Here is a 20,094-nt window from a genome sequence, read left to right on the forward strand (position 1 = left end):
CGCCGCCGTCGGCACCACCGGCACCGGCACCACCACCCCGGCAGCCCCGTCCACCGGCAGCACCACCACCGGAGACGACGGCATCCTCGGCGGAACCCAGATCGGACTTCCGATCACGCTGCCGATCACGATCGGTGACAACGCGATCTCCGTTCTCGGTGACAGCACGGTGACCACGCCGACCGGGACAGACCCCGGAACGGACCCGGGAACGGATCCGGGAACCGATCCCGGAACCGACCCGGGGACCGATCCCGGCACCGACCCGGGGACCGACCCCGGAACCGACCCCGGTAGGACCCCGGGTGCGAACCCCGGTGTCGGCCCGAGCTCGGGCGGAACGATGGCCGCGGGAATGGCGACGTCGTCGGGAGGCGCTGACGCGCTGGCCACCACCGGTGGTGCGGCTCCGTACGCGCTTCTCGCCGTCGCCGCCCTGCTGGTCCTCACCGGATTCGGCCTGCTGCGCCGCCGCACGGCGTAACGCGGACCCCGGTGGTCCGGCGCCCTGGAGGGAGGAGGCGCCGTACCACCGGAGCGCCGCGTCGCCGCGGTAACGACGAGTTGCCCCCGGGTCCCCAGTCCGGCGTCGGCCCCGACGCGGCCGCAAGGGCGGATGCCCCGTGCCCCCAGCACGGGGCATCCGTCGCGCCCGTCCACAACTCCGGAGATCCACACCCGCACCGGGCCGGACGGGCCGGATCTGCCACGTTCCCGCCCGTTCCTCCGGAGTTCTGAACCGCGCCCTCTGCACAACTCCTCAGAAACCGCCCCGTTGGCGCCTAAACAGACCGAATCGGAGCCGAGGCACCCGTTCCTGAGGAGTTATGCGGCGGGCCCGCGTGCACTAACTCAGGAAGAACCGCCCCGAACCCGCCCAGATCGACCCAAACCGGTCACTGAACACCCGATCGTCCTGAGTTGGTGCACACCCCACCGGCGACTGCAGCCCCGCTGACGCCGAACGCCCCCTGTCCCGAAGGACAGAGGGCGTTCCGAGGAAGTGACGCGAATTACTTCGCGGCGACGACCTGCAGCGTGATGACCGCGGTGACGTCTTCGTGAAGACGAACCGTGGCCTCGTGGTCACCGGTCGACTTGATCGGCGAGGTGATGTGAACCTTGCGCTTGTCGATCGAGCCGAGGCCCGCAGCGGCGACGGCGTCTGCGACGTGCTCGGTCTTGACCGAACCGAAGAGACGACCGGCGGCGCCGGCCTTGACGGCCAGACGGACCTTGGTGCCCTCGAGGGCGTTCTTCAGTGCGACCGCGTCGTCACGATCGTGGATCGCGCGTGCCTGACGCGCGGCCTGGATCGATGCGACCTGCTTTTCGCCACCACGGGTCCACGCCGTAGCGAAGCCCTGGGGGATGAGGTAGTTACGGGCGTACCCGTTCTTGACCTCGACCACGTCACCGGCGCTACCCAGCCCGGCGACCTCGTTCGTGAGAATCAGCTTTGCCATCTCGATACCCCTTACCGGCCGGCGCCAGCGTAGGGCAGGAGCGCCATTTCGCGCGCGTTCTTGATCGCCGTGGCGATCAGACGCTGCTCCTGCACCGAGACACCGGTGATACGACGGGCGCGGATCTTGCCGCGCTCCGAGACGAACTTGCGAAGGGTGGCGACATCCTTGTAATCGATGACTCCGACCCGGATCGACTTCGCGGGAGCGGTGGGCTTGCCACCCTTCCGCGGCTTGCGGCGGTCGCCGCTCGACTTTCCAGCCATGGTTCTTCCTTAGTTATGAGCGGATGCCGACCCCGAAGGGGCGGATCCAGAAGTGTTGATCAGAACGGGGTGTCGTCGCCGAAGCTGCCCGGAGTGCTCCAGGCGTCGGCGCTGGTCGACGAGCCGGGGGTAGACCACGGCTCCTCCGACACCTGCTGCTGCTGTGCGGGGCGAGACTGTCCTCCACCGCCACCGCCGTTCGAGGCCGCACGGGTGACCTGCGCGGTCGCGTAGCGGAGCGAGGGGCCGATCTCGTCGACCTCCAGCTCGATCGCGGTGCGCTGGTTGCCCTCGCGGTCCTGGTAGGAGCGCTGACGCAGACGGCCCTGCGCGATGACGCGCATGCCCTTCGTCAGTGAACCCGCCACGTGCTCGGCGAACTCGCGCCAGACGGATGCGCGGAGGAACAGCGCTTCGCCGTCCTTCCACTCATTCGCGGCACGGTCGAAGTTCCGAGGCGTCGATGCGATGGTGAAGTTCGCCACCGGCAGCCCGTTCTGCGTGTAGCGCAGCTCGGGGTCGGCCGTGAGGTTGCCCACAACGGTGATGACGGTTTCGCCTGCCATGGGACTTAGGCCTTCGCAGCCTTGGCGGCCTTGCGAGCAGCCTTCTCCTCGGAGCGCTTGGCTTCCGAAGCGACCATTGCCTGGGCCTCTTCCGAGCGGAGGACCTTGGTGCGCATGATCTGCTCGTTCAGCTTGAGCTGACGGTCGAGCTCCTGCGTGGCCTCGCTGGTAGCGGTGAAGTTGACGACGGCGTAGATGCCCTCGTTCTTCTTCTGGATCTCGTAGGCCAGACGGCGCTTACCCCAGATGTCGACCTTGTCAATCGAGCCACCATCGTTGGTGATGACCTTCAGGAACTTGTCGAGCGTAGGTGCGACCTGGCGCTCGTCGATCTCGGGGGTCAGAATGACCATGAGTTCGTACTGGTGCGTCACTTACCCACCTCCTTCGGACTAGAACGGCTTCCGAGGATTTCTCGAAAGCAGGAGGGTGTGTGAACGTGCCTGCCAGAAGGCAGACAACCTGCTCAGTCTAGCGGACGGAACGGGGAGGTACTACCGCGGCCTTCGCACTCGCATTGGCATGCTTGTCTGCGGTGGCCGATGACCGTCATCGGCCGTACGAAGGGGGGACGCCATGCGCGTCAACATGTGGAAGGCCGGAGCCGTCGTCGCAGCCGCGATCCTGCTGGCGGGATGCTCGGCGCCGAGCGGGAGCACCGAGAACAAGCCCAGCAGCTCGAGCAGTTCGGCGCCGTCGGAGGAGACGTCGTCCGCGGCATCCGACTGCCCCGAGCTCTCGGAGGGAGCGACGGTCGACATCACCGTGCTCAGCACCTGCTCGGCGGAACGGATGAAGGAATCAGCCGGGTACGCGGCGACGTCGACCACCATGGGCATGGTGTCGACTGCACGTTTCGACTCGGCGAGCGACGCGACCGAGGTCATCTCCGACATGGGTTCGATGATCATCATCGGTGACGACACGTGGGTGAAGAGCCCGAGCAGCGAGTGGCAGGCTGCCGACCCGAACGCGAGTGACCCCGTGGTCGCGGCGCTCAGCACGGCTGCGCAGAACGCCGCCGCTCTCGACCCCGCCACGGCCGCGGCCGCGCTGAACGGAGAGTTCACGGTGACCGGCACGGGCGAGCGCCTCGGCCAGAAGGTCTTCGTCGTCAGCGGGACCACAGAGACGCAGGGCGTCGAGGTCGACGCGACCTTCGAGGTGACCTCCGACTACATCATCCTCGCCACGACCACCCAGACCGAGGTGCAGGGGCAGGCCATCGAGTCCGTCCTGGAGATCACCGACTGGGACGTGAAGCAGGACATCGTCGCGCCGCTCTGATCGACACGACGACGGCCCGGCATCTCTCGCGGATGCCGGGCCGTTCTGCGTCTCTCGTGGTGGGGCCCTTCGTCTCGCTCCGCTCGCTCAGGAACCGGGTCTCAAGACCCCCGGTCCCTGAGCGAGGAGCGCAGCGACGAGACGAAGGGCCCCAGCCTCAGTTGAGGACGGGCGGGATCTCCGACCAGACCTCGCGGTCCTCGGTCGACGGGGCGTCGGGGATACGCCCGGTGCCGTCGGGCTCGGGGATCGCGGCGAGCAGCGCCCGGGTGTACGGATGCTGCGGCTCGGCCCAGAGGCGATCGGTCGGGCCCGACTCCAGCACGCGGCCGGAGTACATGACGAACGTGCGATCGGCGATGCGTCGCACCACGGCGAGGTCGTGCGAGATGAACAGCATCCCGGCACCCGATTCGGCGACCAGGTCGCGCATGAGACCGGCGACACTGGTCTGCGTCGAGGCATCGAGCGCCGAGATCGGCTCGTCGGCGACAAGCAGCGACGGCCGCGCCGCGAGCGCCCGGGCGATCGCGATGCGCTGCTTCTGCCCACCCGAGAACTGGTGCGGGAAGCGCGAGGCGACCGAGGTCGGCAGCCCGACGCGCTCGAGCCACTCCTCGACGGTGGATCCGGCGGCACCGCGCGCTCGGGCGGTGGCGATGCCGTCGGAGATCTGGTCGCCCACCCGTCGGCGCGGGTTGAGCGAGGTCGACGGGTCCTGGAAGACCATCTGGATGCCGGTGAGGGCGATCGAACGTCGACGGATGCCGAGGGGCGAGACGGGTGCGCCGTTGAACAGCACCGTCCCTCCCGCGGTCTTCTCGATGCCGACGACGGCGCGAGCGAAGCTCGACTTGCCGCTGCCGGACTCGCCCACGAGGGCGACGGTCTCGCCGGCGGCGACGGTCATCGACACCCCGTTCACGGCGATGACGGGCGGGTGCCCCGGGTAGCGCACGACCAGGTCGTGCGCGTCGAGGACGGAGACCTCACTCATCAGCGTCCTCCTCGATGCGGGAACCGGGCAGTGCGGCGAGCAGCATCCGCGTGTATTCGTGCTGCGGGTCGCGGAACAGGGTTTCGCGATCGGCCTTCTCGACGATGAGTCCGTCCTTCATGACGGCGACCTCGTCGGCGATGGCGCTCATCACGCCGAGGTCATGGGTCACGAGCAGCACGGCCAGCTTGCGCTCGACGGCGAGGTCGCGCAGCAACTGCAGGATGCCGGCCTGCACCGTGACGTCGAGGGCCGTTGTCGGCTCGTCGGCGAGCAGCACCTCGGGGTCGCACGCCAGGGCGCACGCGATGGCGATGCGCTGACGCTGACCTCCCGAGAACTGATGCGGATAGCGCTTGAGGGCCTCGGCCGGATTCGGCACCTGGACGGTCTGCAGCAGCTCGACGGCCTTGTCGCGGGCGGCCGCGCCGCGCAGGCCCAGGTGCACGCGCATGTGGTCGGTGAGCTGACGACCGACCGGAAGCTGCGGATGCAGTGACGCCGAGGGGTCCTGGAAGACCATCGCGATGCGCTTGCCGCGCACGCGGTTCATCGTCCGACGCTTGAGCCCGACGAGCTCGTCGCCGGCGAGGGCGATCGAGCCGCCGACCTTCGCCTGGCGCGGCAGGAGCCCGAGCACGGCGAGCGAGGTGAGGGTCTTACCCGAGCCGGACTCACCGGCGAGGCCGTGGATGCGACCGGGTTCGAGTTCCAGCGAGACGCCCTTCACGAGCGGGCGTCCGATCTCGATGGTCAGGTCGCGGATGCTGAGCGCGGTCATGCGGGCACCCCCGCGGCATCCGTCTTCTCGGCCTGCTTCTCGTGCGTGACCTCGGCCGTCGGGTCGAGGATGTCGCGCATCGCGTCGCCGAGGAAGTTGAACGCCAGCACGACCGTCAGGATCGCGAGACCCGGGAACACTCCGAGCCACCAGGCGTCGAAGTTCTGCATGGCCGACGAGATCATCGAACCCCATTCCGCCGTGGGCGGCTGCGCGCCGAGGCCGAGGAACGACAGGCCCGACAGCAGCAGGATCGCCGCACCGATGTCGAGCGTCGCGAGCACCAGCACGGGGCCGGCGATGTTGGGCACGATGTCGACGAACAGCGTGCGGAGCGGCGAGTGGCCGAGCAGCCGACCGGCGATGACGTAGTTCTGTCCGCGCAGACCGAGCACGATGCTGCGGGTCACACGGGAGTACTGCGGCCACGAGACGACGATCGCCGCGATCACGGCGTTGAACAGCGACGGCCCGAGGGATGCCGCGACCACCATCGCGAGGATCACGGTGGGGAACGCCATGAACAGGTCGGTGATGCGCATGAGCGTCTCGTCGACCCAGCCGCCGAAGTATCCGGCGAGCGCACCGATCAGCGTGCCGATGAGCATCGCCGCGATCACGAGCATGAGCGCGAGCGGCAGGCTCACCGTCGCACCGGTCATGAGGCGCGAGAAGATGTCGCGGCCGTTGCCGTCGGTGCCGAGGATCGTCTCGACCCCGGGCTCCTGCAGGCGCGGGAAAATCTGCGCGTTAGGACCGTAGGGCACCCACCACTGCGCGGTGAACGCGACGATCACCCAGGCGCCGGCGATGACCGTGCCGATGATGCCGAGGGGCGTGCGCCAGGCGCGCGGCCAGCGGAAGCGGAACCGGAAGCGACCGGATGCGGCGTCGATGCTGCTCATGCGATCCTCACTCTCGGGTCGAGGACGCCGTAGAGCATGTCGACGACGAAGTTGATGAGGAGGTAGATGAATCCGACGACGAGGCCGACGCCCATGATGCCGGGCAGGTCGAGGTTCGCGGCGGAGTTGTAGGCGTAGGTGCCGAGGCCCGGCCAGGCGAAGACCGATTCGACGAGCACGGTTCCCGAGAGCAGGGTTCCGAAGGCGACGCCGACGACGGTGAGGATCGGGAGGGATGCTCCGCGCAGCACGTAGTCGAGGATGACGCGCATCGCGGGGAGCCCCTTCGCGCGGGCGGCCCGCACGTAGTCGCTTCCGAGCACTTCGAGCACCGAGGTGCGGATGAAGCGGGTGAGCAGGCCGATCGTCACGAGCGACAGCACCATGACCGGGAGGGCGAGGTGGGCGAGGGCGTCGAAGTAGCCGACGGCGTCGCCGTTGAGGAGGTAGTCGACCGTGTAGAGCCCGGTCACGCGCGGCGGCGGGGTGATCGACGGCGAGATGCGCCCCGACCCGGGGGCGATGCGCAGCTCGAGGAAGAAGACGTAGAAGCTGACCAGCGCCAGCCAGAAGGTCGGCACGCTCAGACCGACGAGGGTCACGACGCGGATGACCTGGTCGGTCACGAGTCCGCGGCGGTAGGCGGCGAGCGTGCCGAGCACGATGCTGACGACGAGGCTGAGGATGATCGCGCCGATGGCGATCTCGATCGTCGCCGGCACCGCGGTGGCGAGGTCACTGGTGACCGCACGGCCGGTCACCAGCGACGTCCCGAGGTCCCCGCGCAGCAGGTTCCCCATGTAGATGAAGTACTGCACGATCAACGGCTGATCGAGTCCGTGCTCCCGGATGAACGCTTCACGCGTCGCCGGGTTCTGCGATGCACCCTCACCGAGCGCGGCCGAGACCGGGTCTCCCGGCACCAGGTTGGTGAGCAGGAACGTGACGATGGTCACGCCCACCAACAGGAGCAGGGAGGTGCCGGCCCGCCGCAGCAGGTATCCGATCAGGGGAGACCGACGCCTGCGCGCCTGTCTCTGCACCGCCACCGTTGTCATTCGTTCTTATCCGTTCAGCTCGCGGGAGCGATCTCGGCGATGTCCATCTCCCACACCGAGTTGTACACGGCGCCCGAGACGGCGGATGCCGAGGCGATGTTGCGGCCCGGAACGATGAGCGGCACGAACGGACCCTCGGCCTGCATGGCCTCGGCGAACTCGGTGAACAGGGCGGTGCGCTCGTCGGCATCCGTCGCTGCGGCGGCGTTCGCGGCGATCTCGGCGATCTCCGGGTTGGCCTCGGCTGCCCAGCCGGCGCGGAGGCCGACCTTCAGGCCCGGGCCGAAGGGCAGGAAGTTCGCCGAGTCGGCGTAGTCCGGGCCCCAGAACCACAGGCCGAAGCCCTCGGTGCCGTTGACGTACGCGTCGAGCTCGGTCGCGAACGGGGCGGGGGCGAGCTCCACCGCGATGCCGGCATCCTCGAGCTGTGCCTGGATGCGCTCGGCGAGCGGGGTGAACTCCACGCCGCCGACCGGGTAGTCGTTCGGGAACTGCAGCTTCAGGGTCTGGCCCGTGTAGCCGGCCTCGGCGAGCGCGGCCTTCGCCGCGTCGAGGTCCTGCGAGACGCCGCCGTCGAGCGAGCCCTCGAACCCGGGCGGGATGACGCCGGTCGCCTGCACCGCACCGGCACCGGCGAGTTCGAGCAGCGCGTCGTAGTCGAGCGCATAGCGGATCGCCTCGGCGATCTTGACGTTGGCGAGGTCGCCTCCGGCCTCGCCCTGGTTGAGCAGCAGGAAGATGGTCTGACCCGAGGGCACGGAGTCGACCGTGAGGTCGTCGCCGAGACCGGCGACCTGGTCGCCGTTCAGGTCCATCGCGACCATGGAGTCGCCGCCCTTGAGGTTGGCGAGCTGCGTGGCGCTCTCCGAGACGTTACGCACGACGACGCGGTCGTAGGCCGACTCCTCGTCACCGTTGTACTCGGCGTTCTTGGTGAGCACGACCTGCGACGAGAGGTCGAGGGTGTCGAGCACGAACGGACCGGAGCCCGCCGACTCACCGTCGAGGAAGCTCTGCGCGCTGTCGGAACCGTCGGTCGCGCCGCCGTTCTCGATCACGACGTCGGAGTTGACGATGCCGAGCGCCGGGTTCGCGAGGATCGCGGGCAGCTGCAGCAGCGGGGTCTCGGTCGTGAACGAGATCGTCTTGTCGTCGACCTCGGAGATCGTGACGCCCGCGAGCAGGAAGTTGGGCTTGGCGTCCTCCATGCCCTGGATGCGCTGCAGCGAGAAGACGACGTCCTTCGCCTCGATCGGCGAGCCGTCCGAGAAGACGCGGTCGCCCTCGAGCGTGAACGTGAACTCGGTCGCGGTGTCGTTCTGCTCCCACGAGGCGAGTCCGGGAACCGGGGTCGAGACGTCGGAGCCCTCGAAGTCGACGAGGGTCTCGTAGATCGCCTTGGCGATCATGTTGCCGGTCGGGTCATAGGTGTGGCCCGGGTCGGTCGTCTCGATCGAGAACGCGGTGTCGATGACCAGCGAGCCGGAGCCCGACGAGTCATCGCCGGTGTTGGCGGAGTTTCCTCCCGAGCAACCGGCGAGCGCGAGGAGCGCGACCGCTCCGAATGCGAGCGCAGGCAGAATGCGGCGTGACGACATGTGAGCCTCCAAGGGCGAGGAGTACATTCGGGTGTCGGCCGCCACCGGTGTGGACGACCGTGGATCAGATTCGCATCATATGCGACGATGTGTCCAGCAAGTGTCGGGATGACCGGCACGGTCTGTCCAGATCACCAACCGTGGGGAGCAATATGTCCAGCAAGGATGCCGAACATCTGAAGCATTCTGGACGAAGTGCCACGGGGTTGGACGAGATCGCATACAAGATTCTCGAAGTGCTCCGTGATAACGGTCGGATCTCGATCGCCGCCCTCGCCGACAAGGTCGGCATCTCCCGCGCCAGCGCTTATTCGCGAGTCGAATCATTGGTGAGCGACGGTGTGATCACCGGGTTCTCCGCCCGCGTCGATCAGGCCAAAGCGGGCCTCTCGATCGGCGCGCTCGTCTTCGTCACGGTGCTGCCGCAGGCCTGGGCATCCTTCCGCGATCGCGTGAGCGAGATGCCCGACGTCGAATGGTGCGCGATCACGACCGGCGAGCACGACGCCATGCTGCTCATCCGGGCCGTCGACGTCAGCGGCGTGCACGAGTTCTCGACCGGAGTCATCGCCCAGCTGCCCGAGGTGCGCACCGTGGTCAGCGTGGTCGTGCTCGACGAGGTGATCCGCCGGTCGTACCTGTTGCCGTCCGACATTCCCGAGCGCGATGTCGAGACCCCGCTCGGCATGACGCGCTGGACGCCTGCGTCACCCGGACGCGACGCCCTCCCGCCCCGCTGAGGGTTACCGGCCGAGGGTTGCCGGCCGCGGGTCAGGCGGGGATCTCCTCGCACACGCTCAGCTGCGGCAGGCCGTGCATCTCGTAATGCTCGACCAGGCGGATGAGTCCGTCGTCCGTGAGCTCGAGCTCGCTCTCGCCATCGCCCGTGACGACCTGTCCGTCGGCGACGAGCACGTGCACGAACGACACCCAGATCGTGTCGGCGGTGCGGGTTCCCACGAACTTGCCGAAGGTGACCGTGTCGCCGGTGTACCCGCCCCAGATCGCGCCGTCCTTCTCGAAGTACTCGAAGATGCTCGGCGCCTCGGGGTCGACCGCCGAGGTCGTGGACGAGATCATCCGGAAGCGGCGGCCATCGAGCGAGGGAAGGGTTGCAGTCGCAGTCACCCTTCGATTATGGCGGGCGCGTCACACCACCCGGGTACCGTGGTCGCATGGAGTGGATCGCGAACCCGACCGTCGGCGACTGGCTGCGGGAGCGGCTCGACCCTCGCACGGGCACCATGCACGCGGCCGTTCCGCACGGTTTCGAGGCCTACGCACGCGTGTTCCATCGGGGGTTCACGAGATCGCTCCCCGGACGCGCGGTGCCCGCTCCCGAGGACTGGCTCCGGATGCCGGACGCCGAGCGTGAGGGCCTGCTGCCCGACTTCGTCGACGCCGAGGTCAGTTGGGCCGAGACCGCCGCCGCGTTCGGCACGACGATGCACGCCCTCGCGCAGTGGCACCGCCTCGTGCGCACGCCCATGGACGGCGACTGGCGCACGCGCATCGCCCCGGACGGCCGCGAGTTCGATGCTCCGACAGAGGGCGAGCTCGACCCCTCACTCCTGCCCGTGGTGGCCGAGGTGCTCGCCGCGTACACGTCGACCCCGGATGCCGGATACGCGGCGATCTGGGAGGGCTGGGGCAACGTCGTCGGACACCTGGGCATCCCCGCGAACCCCGGGCTTTTCGGCCCGGCCGGAGGCGACGATCCGCACCATCAGGCCATGCTCGGTCGCAGCGCGCATGATCCGTTCAACAACGTCTTCCGCAAGCCGACCTGGCAAGAGGGGCTACTCCCCCGCGACGTCTCCGAGGGTCCTCGTCTCGAGCTCCCCGACCGCCCGTACGTCCTCTTCTCCGCTGCACCTCATGTGTTCGCCGACCCGGATTGGGTGCTGGGCGCACCGTGGCGCGACCTCCCCTCCGAACGAGACGGCCACCCGCCCCACGCGCAGAGCCCGAATCTGATCTGGCCCGAGGACCGGGCCTGGGTGATGGTCACCGAGATCGAGGCCGATTCGACGGTGATCGCGGGGTCGAACGAACTCGTCCGCGCGTTGTGCACCGACGACCGTTTCGAGGCCCTGCCCCTCCGCGAGGGCTCTTCCCTGACCTGGGATGCCGACGAGGTGAATCGATGAGCACGCCCCAGCATCCGGCATCCACGTTCGACGCCCGCGCGCTCACCGAACCGGTCGATCCGCGCGCGGTGAGCGCCTTCACGGCAGATCTCAAAGCGCGACGATCGCCGGCCTCTGCCGGCACCGTCGCCGGCACGGTGATCGGCATCGTGGTGCTGGTCTTCGTCGGCGTCATCGGCCTGGGCGTGGTCGGTACCCTGCTCGCGCGCGCGGCTCTCTCGGGGAACGTCGCGGGGCTGTCGTTCTTCGCCGCGCTCCTGCTCGTGGCCGCCGGCGCGACGGTCGCGATCGTCTGGGCGGTGACGCGCGCGAACCGCATCCGTCGCTATCGGATCGGCACGTTCGCGCAGGCGAACGGTATGAGCTACACCGAGCGCATCGCGAGCCCCCCGCTGCCCGGCATGATCTTCACCCTCGGCTCGGGGCGGCTGGCGACCGACCTGGTGCGCGGAACCCAGCCGCGGTTCGTCGAGTTCGGCAACTACCAGTACACGATCAAGCACGGCAAGAGCTCGACCACGTACCGCTGGGGCTATATCGCCGTGAAACTCGACGTGCCGCTGCCGAACATCGTGCTCGACGCGCTCGGCAACAACGGCTTCGGCACGAACCTGCCGGCCTCGTTCCAGCGTGCACAGCGCCTATCGCTCGAGGGCGACTTCGACCGGCATTTCACGCTCTACTGCCCCGAGGGGTACGAGCAGGACGCCCTCTACCTCTTCACGCCCGACATCATGGCCCGGTTCATCGACCACGCCGCACAGCTCGACGTCGAGATCGTCGACGACTGGATGTTCCTCTACACGAAGCGCGAGGCGTCGTCGCTCGACCCGGCGACGTGGGCCTGGCTGTTCGGTGTGGTGGGTGCGCTGCTGACGAAGTTCGACCAGTGGGCGCGCTGGCGCGACGACCGTCTGCACGCCCAGCATCGGCAGACAGCGGATGCCGTCGGGCAGAGTGCCACGGCATCCGCTCCACTGCCGTTCGCGCCGCCGGCCGGACTGCTCACTCCCCCTCCGGGCGTCGCGCCGCAGGGCCGACGGCTCAAGCGTCGGACGGCGTGGGTCCCGCTCGTCGTCGTGGTGCTCATCGGCATCGCGTACGCGATCATGACGATCCGCTGACCCGCTCGACAGGTCGGATGCCGAGTGTGGGGGTGGATGTCGTTCTGGGGACCGACACCCACCCCATCCCCCCTCGGGATCAGAAGAAGTTCGACTCTCCCTCTGCATGCGGCTTGTGCCGCGAACGCCTTCGCCTGCTGGGGACAAGCGGTATATCGGCGGTTGGAAAAATGGTATGCCGGGTCACGTTGCAATTCGTTGCACGGTCGTTCAGTCTTCATGGATCCTCATCCAGTCGCGCTGGGTCCCTGAGTAACCCCCTGGGTCCCTGAGCAACCCCCTGCGTCCCTGAGCAACCCCCTGGTCCCTGAGCTTGTCGAAGGGCCCCGCACCCTCACTAGGGTGAACGTCATGCCCGACGCCCCGGAATCCCCCACCCCGCGCCCGGTCGGCATCGCCCGCATCGTCGTCGGACTCGCGGTGATCTCGGTGCTCGTGCACACCTATCTCCTCGGCGTCAGTGCGGGCCGCACGAGCCTGTTCGACTATTTCGGATACTTCACGAACCTCACGAGCCTGCTCACGAGCGCGCTGTTCATCGCGACGGGAATCCTGACTCTGCGCCGGCGACGGCATCCGCTCTGGCTGTCGTACGCGCGCGGTGTCGCCGTCACCTGCATGCTGCTCGTCGCCGTGATCTACAACCTCGTCGTTCCCGGAACCGGATCCGCTCCGGCGTGGGTGAGCGTCACGCTGCACGCGGTCTTCCCGCTGCTCGTCGCGCTCGACTGGATGCTGATCCGCGATCACCCCGCGCTGCGCTGGCGCCACCTCTGGGTGGTCACGGTGTATCCGCTGGTGTGGATCGTCGTCGTACTCATCCGCGGTGCAACCGACGGCTGGGTGCCGTACGGTTTCCTGCTTCCCGCGCACGGCCCTGCCACCCTCGCCCTGCACGTGCTCGGACTCCTCGCCACCCTCCTCGCCCTCGGTGCCCTGGTCTGGCTCGCGAGTCGGGTCCCTCTCGGCCGCCCCCGGAAACCGGGTCCCTGAGCCTGTCGAAGGGCCCCACCCCGCAGCATCCGCTCGGGAGGAGTTCTCACGCTCGACAGGATCGAAACGGCGGATGCCTCCTGCAGAACGCGAATTCTCCTCCGCTACCGCGCGTGGGGGACGCTTCGACAAGCTCAGCGACCCAGTCACACACACCGCGACCCAGTGACTGCAACTGGGTCCCTGAGCCCGTCGAAGGGCCCCACCCCGCGGACACCCCTCACGCCAAACCGAAGTACTCCAGCTCCGCGTCGTTCAGCATCCGCGACCGGATCAGGAACCGCATACCCGTCGGCCCCTCGACCGAGAACCCGGCACCGCGCCCGGGCACGACGTCGATGGTCAGGTGCGTGTACTTCCAGTACTCGAACTGCGACTCCGACATGTACACCTCGACCCCGGCATCCAGCCCGACGTCGAGGGTGCCGAGAAGAACGTCGCCGGGCCCGGTGAGGAACATCCCCACCGGGTAGCACATGGGTGACGAGCCGTCGCAGCATCCGCCCGACTGGTGGAACATGAGCGGGCCGTGCTGCGCCGTCAGGTCGCGGATGAGGGATGCCGCAGCATCCGTCACCGCGACCCGCTGGTAGGTGCCGATGCTGACCATCAGAAGAAGCCCATCGGGCCCTCCGCGTACGAGACGAGGAGGTTCTTCGTCTGCTGGTAGTGGTCGAGCATCATCTTGTGGTTCTCGCGGCCGACGCCCGACTGCTTGTACCCGCCGAACGCGGCGTGCGCCGGGTACTGGTGATAGGTGTTCGTCCACACGCGGCCGGCTTCGATCGCACGGCCGGCGCGGTAGGCCGTGTCGCCGCTGCGGCTCCAGACACCCGCGCCCAGACCGTAGAGCGTGTCGTTCGCGATCGAGATGGCGTCGTCGTACGAGTCGAACGAGGTGACCGACAGCACCGGTCCGAAGATCTCCTCCTGGAAGATGCGCATGTCGTTGGTGCCCTCGAACACGGTCGGGGCGACGTAGAAGCCCTCGCTGAGGTCACCACCGAGGTCGACCCGCTCGCCACCGGTCAGCAGACGCGCGCCGCCCTGCTTTCCGATGTCGATGTAGCTCAGGATCTTCTCCAACTGGTCGTTGGACGCCTGCGCTCCGATCATCGTCGCGGGGTTGAGCGGGTTGCCCTGCACGACCTTGCCGACCCGCTCGAGTCCGTCGGCGAGGAAGCCTTCGTAGATCGACCGCTGGATGAGCGCCCGCGACGGGCAGGTGCAGACCTCGCCCTGGTTGAGCGCGAACATCGTGAAGCCCTCGAGCGCCTTGTCGTAGAACGGGTCGCTGGTCGAGCGCGCGACGTCTTCGAAGAACACGTTCGGGCTCTTGCCTCCGAGCTCGAGCGTCACCGGGATGAGGTTCTGCGAGGCGTACTGCATGATGAGCCGGCCTGTCGTCGTCTCGCCCGTGAACGCGACCTTGCGGATGCGCTTGTGCTGCGCGAGCGGGGCGCCCGCCTCGATGCCGAACCCGTTGACGATGTTCACGACGCCCGCGGGCAGCAGGTCGCCGATGATCTCGAACAGGAACAGGATGGATGCCGGGGTCTGCTCGGCCGGCTTGATGACGACGCAGTTACCCGCGGCGAGCGCGGGAGCGAGCTTCCACACGGCCATCAGGATCGGGAAGTTCCACGGGATGATCTGGCCCACCACACCCAGCGGCTCGTGGAAGTGGTACGCGACGGTGTTCTCGTCGAGCTGGCTGATGCCGCCCTCCTGCGCCCGCAGCACACCCGCGAAGTAGCGGAAGTGGTCGACCGCGAGCGGGATGTCGGCGGCGAGCGTCTCGCGCACTGGCTTGCCGTTCTCCCACGTCTCGGCGACGGCGATGCGCTCGAGGTTCTGCTCGATGCGGTCGGCGATCCTGTTCAGGATGACCGAGCGCTCGGCGGGGCTCGTCTTGCCCCAGGCGGCGAAGGCCTTCCAGGCGACGTCGACCGCGCGGTCGATGTCTTCACTGGTGCCGCGGGCGACCTCGGTGAACGGCTTGCCGTTGACGGGGCTCACGTTCTCGAAGTACTGGCCCTTGGCGGGTTCGACGAACTCCCCGCCGATGTAATGGCCGTAGCGGGGGCGGTAGTCGGCCAGGGAACCCGGCTGACCCGGGGCGGCGTAGGCAGCAGTGGACACGTCTTCTTCGACGATGGTCATCGTGACTCCTCGGGGTCGGCCGCGCCTCGGTGCGCGGCTGTCCTCCGACGGTAGGTCGCCGGACGTTGCACCCGAGTGCGCAACGTTGCGCCCGGTTGCGGGGTGCGGTGACGGCTTTCGAATCGCTCACCTTGCAGGAATCGCGGCTCGAAAGTGACGAACTGAGCGATTCGAAACCGGGGAACGGATGCCGGTCAGGCCTGGGCGCGCTCGAGGCGCTCGATCCGGGCGACCAGACCGGGGCGCTTCGGCGAGCGCGCCGGCAGCATCTCGAGCGCGAGACGCAGTGCCTCGGCATCCGCCTGCCCCTCCGGAATCTCGGCGTACGAGAGCAGCACGTCGAGGCTCGCCTCCGACAGCATCGCCTCGCGCAGCGCCGCCCGCACCGTCTCGCGGAAGTCCTCGACCCCAGGCGAGGTCGACTCCGGCAGCACCGGACCCCGGTACGCGGTGAGCGCGACGCGGTGGGCGCCGCGGTCGAGCAGCGACATCACGTCGTGCGCGTCGGTGTCGAGGGTGACGGGCAGACGATACGGTCTCGACTCGGGCACCAGCTCCGGCATCCGCTGTTCGAGTACCTTGCGCAGGCGCACCATCTCGGGACGCAGCGTGTCGGGCGAGACATCGGCGCCGTAGACGAGTTCGGTGAGGCGCTCGGCCGACAGACCCTGCCGGTTGACGGCGAGCATGAGCAGGATAGCCGCGTGGCGGGCGCTGAGCTCGATGACCGATTCCTCATGATCGGATGCCGTTTCGAGCCGTGCCCTGTCGCGCCCGAGCACGTGCAGGCTCGCCCGCGCCGCCGGCCGGGTGCGGGTCGGCGCGAAGTGATGCACGCGCGGAGCCACCTCGGCGCGGGCCCGCAGCCGGGCGACGAGCAGCTCGGACTCGACGGCTCGGGCGGTCGCGTCGACGAGCAGGCGAGCCTGGGGCGTGACGACCTCCGGCCCACCCGTGATGTCGATCACTCCGAGCACGCGCTGCGTCTCGGGGTCGCGCACGGGAGCCGCGGTGCACGACCACGGGTGCACGAGTCGGTTGTAGTGCTCGGCGCCGCGGATCTGCACGGACTGCCCCAGAGCGAGCGCGGTGCCCGGGGCGGTCGTGCCGACGGAATCCTCCGCCCAGTTCGCGCCGGCGACGAAACCCATGTCGTCGGTGAGACTCTGCAACTGTCGGTCGCCCTCGATCCACAGCAGCCGTCCGGCCTGATCACCGATCGCGATCACCACGCCGGCGTCCTCAGGAGTGCCGGGCAGCAGGAGTCCGCGGATCGTGTCCATCACCGCGGCGAGCGGGTGGGCGCGGCGATACTCCTCGAGTTCGTCGTGGCCGAGTTCGAGCGGGGGCGGGCTCTCGGGCCCGACGCGTCCGCGCCACGATCGCTCCCACGACGCGCGAACGAGTGGGCGCACCTGGAGCAGGCGCTGGTCATCGAGGTTGCCCGCGAGGAGTTCTTCGTGCGCACGCTCGATGATCAGGCGGGAGGCCTCGGGAGAGGCATCGCGAGACACGTTCCATTGCGCAGACACGGCACCCCGATCTTCGGTGGCGGGATCGCTCCCAGCATAGAAGAGCGGATGCCTCGCCGACACCCCGATCGGGGTGTCGCCTCGACCGCCGGAGGGTGCGCGAAAGCTTTCTGCGCGGAGCGTCACGCGTCGCGGCGCAGAAGCCCCTCTACGAGAGAGTCGATGACCTCGTCGGTGGACGTCTCGGGATCGATCGGGGTCGTCAGCCGGTCGAGCAGCAGTCCGTCGATGGCGTAGTGGAAGAGGGTGATCTCGCGTCGACCCCCGGGAAGGTCTGCGGCCGAGTTGAACGCCACATCGGCATCGAAGCCCACGCGTTGCCAAGCGCCGAGGACCGCAGCCACCTCGGGGCGTCGCGCGCTCTCCAATCGCAGTTCGAAGAGGGCGAGCGTGACGTCGCGGTGCGTGGTGAGGCGGCGGACGATGTCACGGACGTAATCCGCGAAGAGCTCCGCTCCGGGCGCGGCGGTCTCGCGTCGGCGCAGATCCTCATTCGTAGGCGCGAGTCGTTCACCGATGCGCTCGATGAGGCCGCCGATCAGGGCCTCACGGCTGCGGAAGTAGTTCGAGGTGGTGCCGGTCGGCACCTCGGCCTGAGCGTCGACAGCCCGATGGGTGAGCCCCCGCGAGCCCTCCCGTGCGAGCACGGCGATGCCCGCGTCCGCGAGCGCGCGGCGACGCTCCTCGTTCTTCGCCATGCAATGACCCTAGCGCGATCACTACGGATGTTGTACATTAACCACGACATACGTAGTGATTGGAGAGTCATGCGCGAGCTCGTGTACTACGCTGCCGTCACCATCGACGGCTTCATCGCCGGCCCGGCCGGGCAGTTCGATGCGTTCATGATCACCGGCGATCACATGGACGCGATCAACCGGCGGTTCGCCGATACGTTGCCGACGGATGCGGCCGTCAGCCTCGGGATCCCCCAGAACCGCGACCGGTTCGACACGGTGCTCATGGGCTGGAACACCTACACGATCGGAGGCGTCGCCAGCCCGTACCGGCACCTGCGCCAGATCGTCTTCAGTCGTACACGCACCGCGACGGCCGAGAGCCTCGAGGTGACCGACGAGGATCCCGTCGCCGTCGTACGACGCCTGAAGCAGGAGGAAGGCGGGGATATCTGGCTCTGCGGCGGGGGCGCTCTCGCCGCGACGCTCGGCGATCAGATCGACCGGCTGATACTCAAACGCCAGCCGCTGCTCTTCGGCTCCGGCATCCCTCTCTTCGGCGAGCGCGGCTACCACCCCGAGCAGTTCGACGTGGTGCAGAACGTCGCCTACGAGTCGGGCGTCGTCTTCACGGAACTCACGCGGCGGCGCGACCTCTAGAACGGGTCAGGCCCGCTCTAGAACGGGTCAGGCCCGCGCAGCCCACCACTCGCGCAGGCGCTCCTCGGCGACCTCCGGCCCCAGCACGCCCTCGTCGAGGCGCAGGTCGAGCAGGAACTTGTAGGCCTCGCCGACCTCGCGACCGGGACGGATGCCGAGCACCTCCTGGATGCGGTTGCCGTCGAGTTCGGGCCGCATGGCGTCGAGTTGCTCCTGCTCGGCGAGCGCCGCGATGCGCGACTCGATGTCGTCGTACGCCGACGATAGTCGGCCGGCCTTGCGCTTATTGCGGGTGGTCACATCCGCACGGGTGAGGATGTGCAGCCGCTCCAGCAGGTCGCCCGCATCGCGAACGTAGCGGCGCACCGCGGCATCCGTCCACGCACCCTCGGCGTAGCCGAAGAACCGCAGGTGCAGTTCGATGAGGGTGGCGACGGCATCCGTCGTGGCGGTGTCGAACCGCAGAGCCTGCAGGCGCTTGCGTGCCATGCGCGCGCCGACGATGTCGTGGTGGTGGAACGTGACCGCGCCGCCGTCCTCGAGCCTGCGCGTGCGGGGCTTGCCGATGTCGTGCAGCAGGGCCGCGATGCGCAGAGCCACGTCGGGTTCGGCCCCCGGATGCCGGGAGTGCTCGAGCTCGATCGCCTGGCGCAGCACGGTCAGGGAGTGCTCGTAGACATCCTTGTGGTGGTGGTGCTCGTCGACCTCGAGCTTGAGGGCGCTCACCTCGGGCAGGAACTCGTCGATCAGTTCGGTGTCGACGAGGGCGCGGATGCCGCGCACCGGGTCGTCGGTCTGCATGAGGCGCACGAGCTCCGACTGGATGCGCTCGGGGCTGACGATCTCGAGCGTCGCCTTGAGTCGGGTGATCGCGTCGGCGGTTGCGTCGTCGATGCGGAACCCGAGCTGTGCGCTGAACCGGGCGGCGCGCAGCATGCGCAGCGGGTCGTCGCCGAACGAGACGTCGGGGTCGGTCGGGGTGCGCAGAACACCCGCGACGAGGTCTTCGACGCCGCCGGTCGGATCGACGAGCTTCACAGCGGGAACCTGGAGCGCCATCGCATTGACCGTGAAGTCGCGACGCACGAGGTCGGCGTCGATCGTGTCGCCGAACTCGACGGTGGGCTTGCGCGTCACGCCGTCGTAGCTGTCGGCGCGGTAGGTCGTGATCTCGACCTGCTCCTTCTGCACCCGGGCCCCGATCGTGCCGAACGCGCGGCCGATGTCCCACTGCGCGGTGGAGATCGGAGAGACGATGCGCAGGATGTCGTCGGGCTGCGCGTTCGTCGTGAAGTCGAGGTCGTGGGTCGGACGCCCCAGCAGCGCGTCGCGCACGGGACCGCCCACGACGGCCAGGTCGAACCCGGCATCCGCGAACGCCGTGGCGAGGGTACGGACGACCGGATGCGCGGCGAGCGCGCCGAGACGGTCGAGGCCTTCGGCCATGTTGAGCATGGGTTCCAGCGTAGTCGGACGGCCTGGTCGGGCCTTCGTCTCGCTCCGCTCGCTCAGGAACCACGCAGCGACGAGACGAAGGTCACTCGCTCAGAACAGGGGGTTCTCTCCCCGGGCCTGGGCGACCGCCTGCGTGCGCCCCTGGATGAGGCGCAGCAGCAGCATGCTCAGCACCGCGCCGCCGATCAGGGCGACCGCGACGAGGAACCAGACGCCGACCTCGGGGTCGATGATCTCGAATCCGTAGATGAGCACGGCGCCGATCAGCAGCAGAGGCCCCTCGATCAGCGCGAACGTGACGAAGAGCCGGGTCTGACGCGCGAGGTACTCCTTGTTCACGGCGTCGACGCGGGCGTTGATCGAGGAGTCTCCGGCGGTGCTCATGCCTCCACGGTATCGACGGTGCGCTCTCGTGC

22 protein-coding genes and 1 pseudogene are annotated in these 20,094 nt (G+C 68.4%); 7 read left to right on the top strand and 16 right to left on the bottom strand.

Translation table 11 applies throughout. The annotated features are described in order from the left end of the window. A pseudogene (locus ACFY9N_RS14915) lies at window positions 1-484 on the top strand (hypothetical protein); the annotation flags it as partial. A 529-nt stretch (window positions 485-1,013) separates the two neighbouring features. Here ACFY9N_RS14915 and rplI read toward each other — a convergent pair. The 4 genes from rplI to rpsF are packed head-to-tail and all read right to left on the bottom strand — an operon-like array spanning window position 1,014 to window position 2,672. Further along, window positions 1,014-1,466 carry a 50S ribosomal protein L9 gene (gene rplI, locus ACFY9N_RS14920; RefSeq protein WP_391479595.1) on the bottom strand — a complete coding sequence of 151 codons (453 nt, stop codon included), beginning with the start codon at window positions 1,464-1,466 and terminating at the stop codon, window positions 1,014-1,016. Window positions 1,467-1,477: 11 nt separating this feature from the next. Next, window positions 1,478-1,732 (bottom strand): 30S ribosomal protein S18, encoded by a 255-nt coding sequence (gene rpsR / locus ACFY9N_RS14925; protein ID WP_017829850.1) that lies wholly within the window; start codon window positions 1,730-1,732, stop codon window positions 1,478-1,480. A gap of 59 nt (window positions 1,733-1,791) precedes the next feature. Beyond that, window positions 1,792-2,298 (bottom strand): single-stranded DNA-binding protein, encoded by a 507-nt coding sequence (locus ACFY9N_RS14930; RefSeq protein ID WP_050723584.1) that lies wholly within the window; start codon window positions 2,296-2,298, stop codon window positions 1,792-1,794. A gap of 5 nt (window positions 2,299-2,303) precedes the next feature. Continuing rightward, window positions 2,304-2,672 carry a 30S ribosomal protein S6 gene (rpsF, locus tag ACFY9N_RS14935; protein ID WP_029264265.1) on the bottom strand — a complete coding sequence of 123 codons (369 nt, stop codon included), beginning with the start codon at window positions 2,670-2,672 and terminating at the stop codon, window positions 2,304-2,306. 202 nt (window positions 2,673-2,874) lie between these two features. Here rpsF and ACFY9N_RS14940 point away from each other — a divergent pair, with 202 nt between their 5' ends. Further along, the gene (locus ACFY9N_RS14940) at window positions 2,875-3,585 is read left to right on the top strand and encodes a hypothetical protein (RefSeq protein ID WP_391479596.1); all 711 of its coding nucleotides are present in this window, start codon (window positions 2,875-2,877) and stop codon (window positions 3,583-3,585) included. 157 nt (window positions 3,586-3,742) lie between these two features. On the opposite strand, the gene ACFY9N_RS14945 is transcribed toward ACFY9N_RS14940, so the two are convergent. Genes ACFY9N_RS14945 through ACFY9N_RS14965 form a run of 5 tightly spaced genes read right to left on the bottom strand, consistent with a single transcriptional unit; the run spans window position 3,743 to window position 8,924 of the window. Beyond that, window positions 3,743-4,582 (bottom strand): ABC transporter ATP-binding protein, encoded by an 840-nt coding sequence (locus ACFY9N_RS14945; RefSeq protein WP_391479597.1) that lies wholly within the window; start codon window positions 4,580-4,582, stop codon window positions 3,743-3,745. Next, window positions 4,575-5,363, bottom strand: coding sequence for an ABC transporter ATP-binding protein (locus ACFY9N_RS14950; protein WP_391479598.1), 789 nt, complete (start codon window positions 5,361-5,363; stop codon window positions 4,575-4,577). The genes ACFY9N_RS14945 and ACFY9N_RS14950 overlap by 8 nt, the downstream gene beginning before the upstream one ends. After that, window positions 5,360-6,268, bottom strand: a complete 909-nt coding sequence (locus tag ACFY9N_RS14955; RefSeq protein WP_391479599.1) for an ABC transporter permease — start codon at window positions 6,266-6,268, stop codon at window positions 5,360-5,362. The genes ACFY9N_RS14950 and ACFY9N_RS14955 overlap by 4 nt, the downstream gene beginning before the upstream one ends. After that, on the bottom strand, window positions 6,265-7,326 hold the full coding sequence (locus ACFY9N_RS14960) for an ABC transporter permease (protein ID WP_391479600.1): 1,062 nt from the start codon (window positions 7,324-7,326) through the stop codon (window positions 6,265-6,267). Before ACFY9N_RS14960 ends, ACFY9N_RS14955 begins: the two co-directional genes overlap by 4 nt. A gap of 14 nt (window positions 7,327-7,340) precedes the next feature. Further along, complete coding sequence (locus ACFY9N_RS14965) at window positions 7,341-8,924, bottom strand: ABC transporter substrate-binding protein (protein WP_391479601.1); 1,584 nt, start codon at window positions 8,922-8,924, stop codon at window positions 7,341-7,343. A 152-nt stretch (window positions 8,925-9,076) separates the two neighbouring features. Here ACFY9N_RS14965 and ACFY9N_RS14970 point away from each other — a divergent pair, with 152 nt between their 5' ends. Next, on the top strand, window positions 9,077-9,664 hold the full coding sequence (locus ACFY9N_RS14970; protein ID WP_391479689.1) for an Lrp/AsnC family transcriptional regulator: 588 nt from the start codon (window positions 9,077-9,079) through the stop codon (window positions 9,662-9,664). Between the two features lie 31 nt (window positions 9,665-9,695). Here the strand turns inward: ACFY9N_RS14970 and ACFY9N_RS14975 are convergent, their stop codons facing one another. Beyond that, window positions 9,696-10,052, bottom strand: coding sequence for a hypothetical protein (locus ACFY9N_RS14975; protein ID WP_247624080.1), 357 nt, complete (start codon window positions 10,050-10,052; stop codon window positions 9,696-9,698). A gap of 47 nt (window positions 10,053-10,099) precedes the next feature. Between ACFY9N_RS14975 and ACFY9N_RS14980 the strand changes: the two genes are divergently transcribed. The 3 genes from ACFY9N_RS14980 to ACFY9N_RS14990 all read left to right on the top strand — a co-directional run bounded on the left by ACFY9N_RS14980 (window position 10,100) and on the right by ACFY9N_RS14990 (window position 13,191). Continuing rightward, window positions 10,100-11,074, top strand: a complete 975-nt coding sequence (locus ACFY9N_RS14980; protein WP_391479602.1) for a hypothetical protein — start codon at window positions 10,100-10,102, stop codon at window positions 11,072-11,074. Further along, window positions 11,071-12,198, top strand: coding sequence for a hypothetical protein (locus ACFY9N_RS14985; protein ID WP_391479603.1), 1,128 nt, complete (start codon window positions 11,071-11,073; stop codon window positions 12,196-12,198). Before ACFY9N_RS14980 ends, ACFY9N_RS14985 begins: the two co-directional genes overlap by 4 nt. Before the next feature lie 351 nt (window positions 12,199-12,549). Then, complete coding sequence (locus ACFY9N_RS14990) at window positions 12,550-13,191, top strand: Pr6Pr family membrane protein (protein ID WP_391479604.1); 642 nt, start codon at window positions 12,550-12,552, stop codon at window positions 13,189-13,191. Window positions 13,192-13,411: 220 nt separating this feature from the next. Here ACFY9N_RS14990 and ACFY9N_RS14995 read toward each other — a convergent pair whose 3' ends face one another. The 4 genes from ACFY9N_RS14995 to ACFY9N_RS15010 form a co-directional block, all read right to left on the bottom strand. Continuing rightward, the gene (locus tag ACFY9N_RS14995; protein ID WP_391479605.1) at window positions 13,412-13,801 is read right to left on the bottom strand and encodes a DUF779 domain-containing protein; all 390 of its coding nucleotides are present in this window, start codon (window positions 13,799-13,801) and stop codon (window positions 13,412-13,414) included. Next, entirely contained in the window at window positions 13,801-15,354 is a 1,554-nt protein-coding gene (locus ACFY9N_RS15000) for an aldehyde dehydrogenase family protein (protein ID WP_391479606.1), read from the bottom strand. Before ACFY9N_RS15000 ends, ACFY9N_RS14995 begins: the two co-directional genes overlap by 1 nt. A gap of 194 nt (window positions 15,355-15,548) precedes the next feature. Beyond that, complete coding sequence (locus ACFY9N_RS15005) at window positions 15,549-16,868, bottom strand: GAF domain-containing protein (RefSeq protein WP_391479607.1); 1,320 nt, start codon at window positions 16,866-16,868, stop codon at window positions 15,549-15,551. A gap of 140 nt (window positions 16,869-17,008) precedes the next feature. Next, the gene (locus ACFY9N_RS15010) at window positions 17,009-17,584 is read right to left on the bottom strand and encodes a TetR/AcrR family transcriptional regulator (protein ID WP_391479608.1); all 576 of its coding nucleotides are present in this window, start codon (window positions 17,582-17,584) and stop codon (window positions 17,009-17,011) included. A 69-nt stretch (window positions 17,585-17,653) separates the two neighbouring features. On the opposite strand from ACFY9N_RS15010, the gene ACFY9N_RS15015 reads away from it, so the two are divergent. Further along, complete coding sequence (locus ACFY9N_RS15015) at window positions 17,654-18,223, top strand: dihydrofolate reductase family protein (RefSeq protein WP_391479609.1); 570 nt, start codon at window positions 17,654-17,656, stop codon at window positions 18,221-18,223. A gap of 27 nt (window positions 18,224-18,250) precedes the next feature. On the opposite strand, the gene ACFY9N_RS15020 is transcribed toward ACFY9N_RS15015, so the two are convergent. Together ACFY9N_RS15020 and ACFY9N_RS15025 are read right to left on the bottom strand one after the other, a co-directional pair. Beyond that, entirely contained in the window at window positions 18,251-19,678 is a 1,428-nt protein-coding gene (locus tag ACFY9N_RS15020) for a CCA tRNA nucleotidyltransferase (RefSeq protein WP_391479610.1), read from the bottom strand. Between the two features lie 90 nt (window positions 19,679-19,768). Next, window positions 19,769-20,062: a hypothetical protein gene (locus ACFY9N_RS15025; RefSeq protein WP_391479611.1), complete on the bottom strand. Its 294-nt coding sequence runs from the start codon at window positions 20,060-20,062 to the stop codon at window positions 19,769-19,771. Window positions 20,063-20,094: the final 32 nt, after the last annotated feature.

It is taken from the genome of Microbacterium sp. NPDC008134, assembly GCF_042957055.1.
Lineage (GTDB): Bacteria > Actinomycetota > Actinomycetes > Actinomycetales > Microbacteriaceae > Microbacterium.

What these genes read in the sequence shown, in the direction of transcription:
- rplI (WP_391479595.1), bottom strand. Translation starts at nt 1,466, where the DNA reads ATGGCAAAGCTGATTCTCACGAACGAGGTCGCCGGGCTGGGTAGCGCC.
- rpsR (WP_017829850.1), bottom strand. Translation starts at nt 1,732, where the DNA reads ATGGCTGGAAAGTCGAGCGGCGACCGCCGCAAGCCGCGGAAGGGTGGC.
- ACFY9N_RS14930 (WP_050723584.1), bottom strand. Translation starts at nt 2,298, where the DNA reads ATGGCAGGCGAAACCGTCATCACCGTTGTGGGCAACCTCACGGCCGAC.
- ACFY9N_RS14940 (WP_391479596.1), top strand. Translation starts at nt 2,875, where the DNA reads ATGCGCGTCAACATGTGGAAGGCCGGAGCCGTCGTCGCAGCCGCGATC.
- ACFY9N_RS14945 (WP_391479597.1), bottom strand. Translation starts at nt 4,582, where the DNA reads ATGAGTGAGGTCTCCGTCCTCGACGCGCACGACCTGGTCGTGCGCTAC.
- ACFY9N_RS14950 (WP_391479598.1), bottom strand. Translation starts at nt 5,363, where the DNA reads ATGACCGCGCTCAGCATCCGCGACCTGACCATCGAGATCGGACGCCCG.
- ACFY9N_RS14955 (WP_391479599.1), bottom strand. Translation starts at nt 6,268, where the DNA reads ATGAGCAGCATCGACGCCGCATCCGGTCGCTTCCGGTTCCGCTTCCGC.
- ACFY9N_RS14960 (WP_391479600.1), bottom strand. Translation starts at nt 7,326, where the DNA reads ATGACAACGGTGGCGGTGCAGAGACAGGCGCGCAGGCGTCGGTCTCCC.
- ACFY9N_RS14965 (WP_391479601.1), bottom strand. Translation starts at nt 8,924, where the DNA reads ATGTCGTCACGCCGCATTCTGCCTGCGCTCGCATTCGGAGCGGTCGCG.
- ACFY9N_RS14970 (WP_391479689.1), top strand. Translation starts at nt 9,077, where the DNA reads ATGTCCAGCAAGGATGCCGAACATCTGAAGCATTCTGGACGAAGTGCC.
- ACFY9N_RS14980 (WP_391479602.1), top strand. Translation starts at nt 10,100, where the DNA reads ATGGAGTGGATCGCGAACCCGACCGTCGGCGACTGGCTGCGGGAGCGG.
- ACFY9N_RS14985 (WP_391479603.1), top strand. Translation starts at nt 11,071, where the DNA reads ATGAGCACGCCCCAGCATCCGGCATCCACGTTCGACGCCCGCGCGCTC.
- ACFY9N_RS14990 (WP_391479604.1), top strand. Translation starts at nt 12,550, where the DNA reads ATGCCCGACGCCCCGGAATCCCCCACCCCGCGCCCGGTCGGCATCGCC.
- ACFY9N_RS14995 (WP_391479605.1), bottom strand. Translation starts at nt 13,801, where the DNA reads ATGGTCAGCATCGGCACCTACCAGCGGGTCGCGGTGACGGATGCTGCG.
- ACFY9N_RS15000 (WP_391479606.1), bottom strand. Translation starts at nt 15,354, where the DNA reads ATGACCATCGTCGAAGAAGACGTGTCCACTGCTGCCTACGCCGCCCCG.
- ACFY9N_RS15010 (WP_391479608.1), bottom strand. Translation starts at nt 17,584, where the DNA reads ATGGCGAAGAACGAGGAGCGTCGCCGCGCGCTCGCGGACGCGGGCATC.
- ACFY9N_RS15015 (WP_391479609.1), top strand. Translation starts at nt 17,654, where the DNA reads ATGCGCGAGCTCGTGTACTACGCTGCCGTCACCATCGACGGCTTCATC.
- ACFY9N_RS15020 (WP_391479610.1), bottom strand. Translation starts at nt 19,678, where the DNA reads ATGCTCAACATGGCCGAAGGCCTCGACCGTCTCGGCGCGCTCGCCGCG.
- ACFY9N_RS15025 (WP_391479611.1), bottom strand. Translation starts at nt 20,062, where the DNA reads ATGAGCACCGCCGGAGACTCCTCGATCAACGCCCGCGTCGACGCCGTG.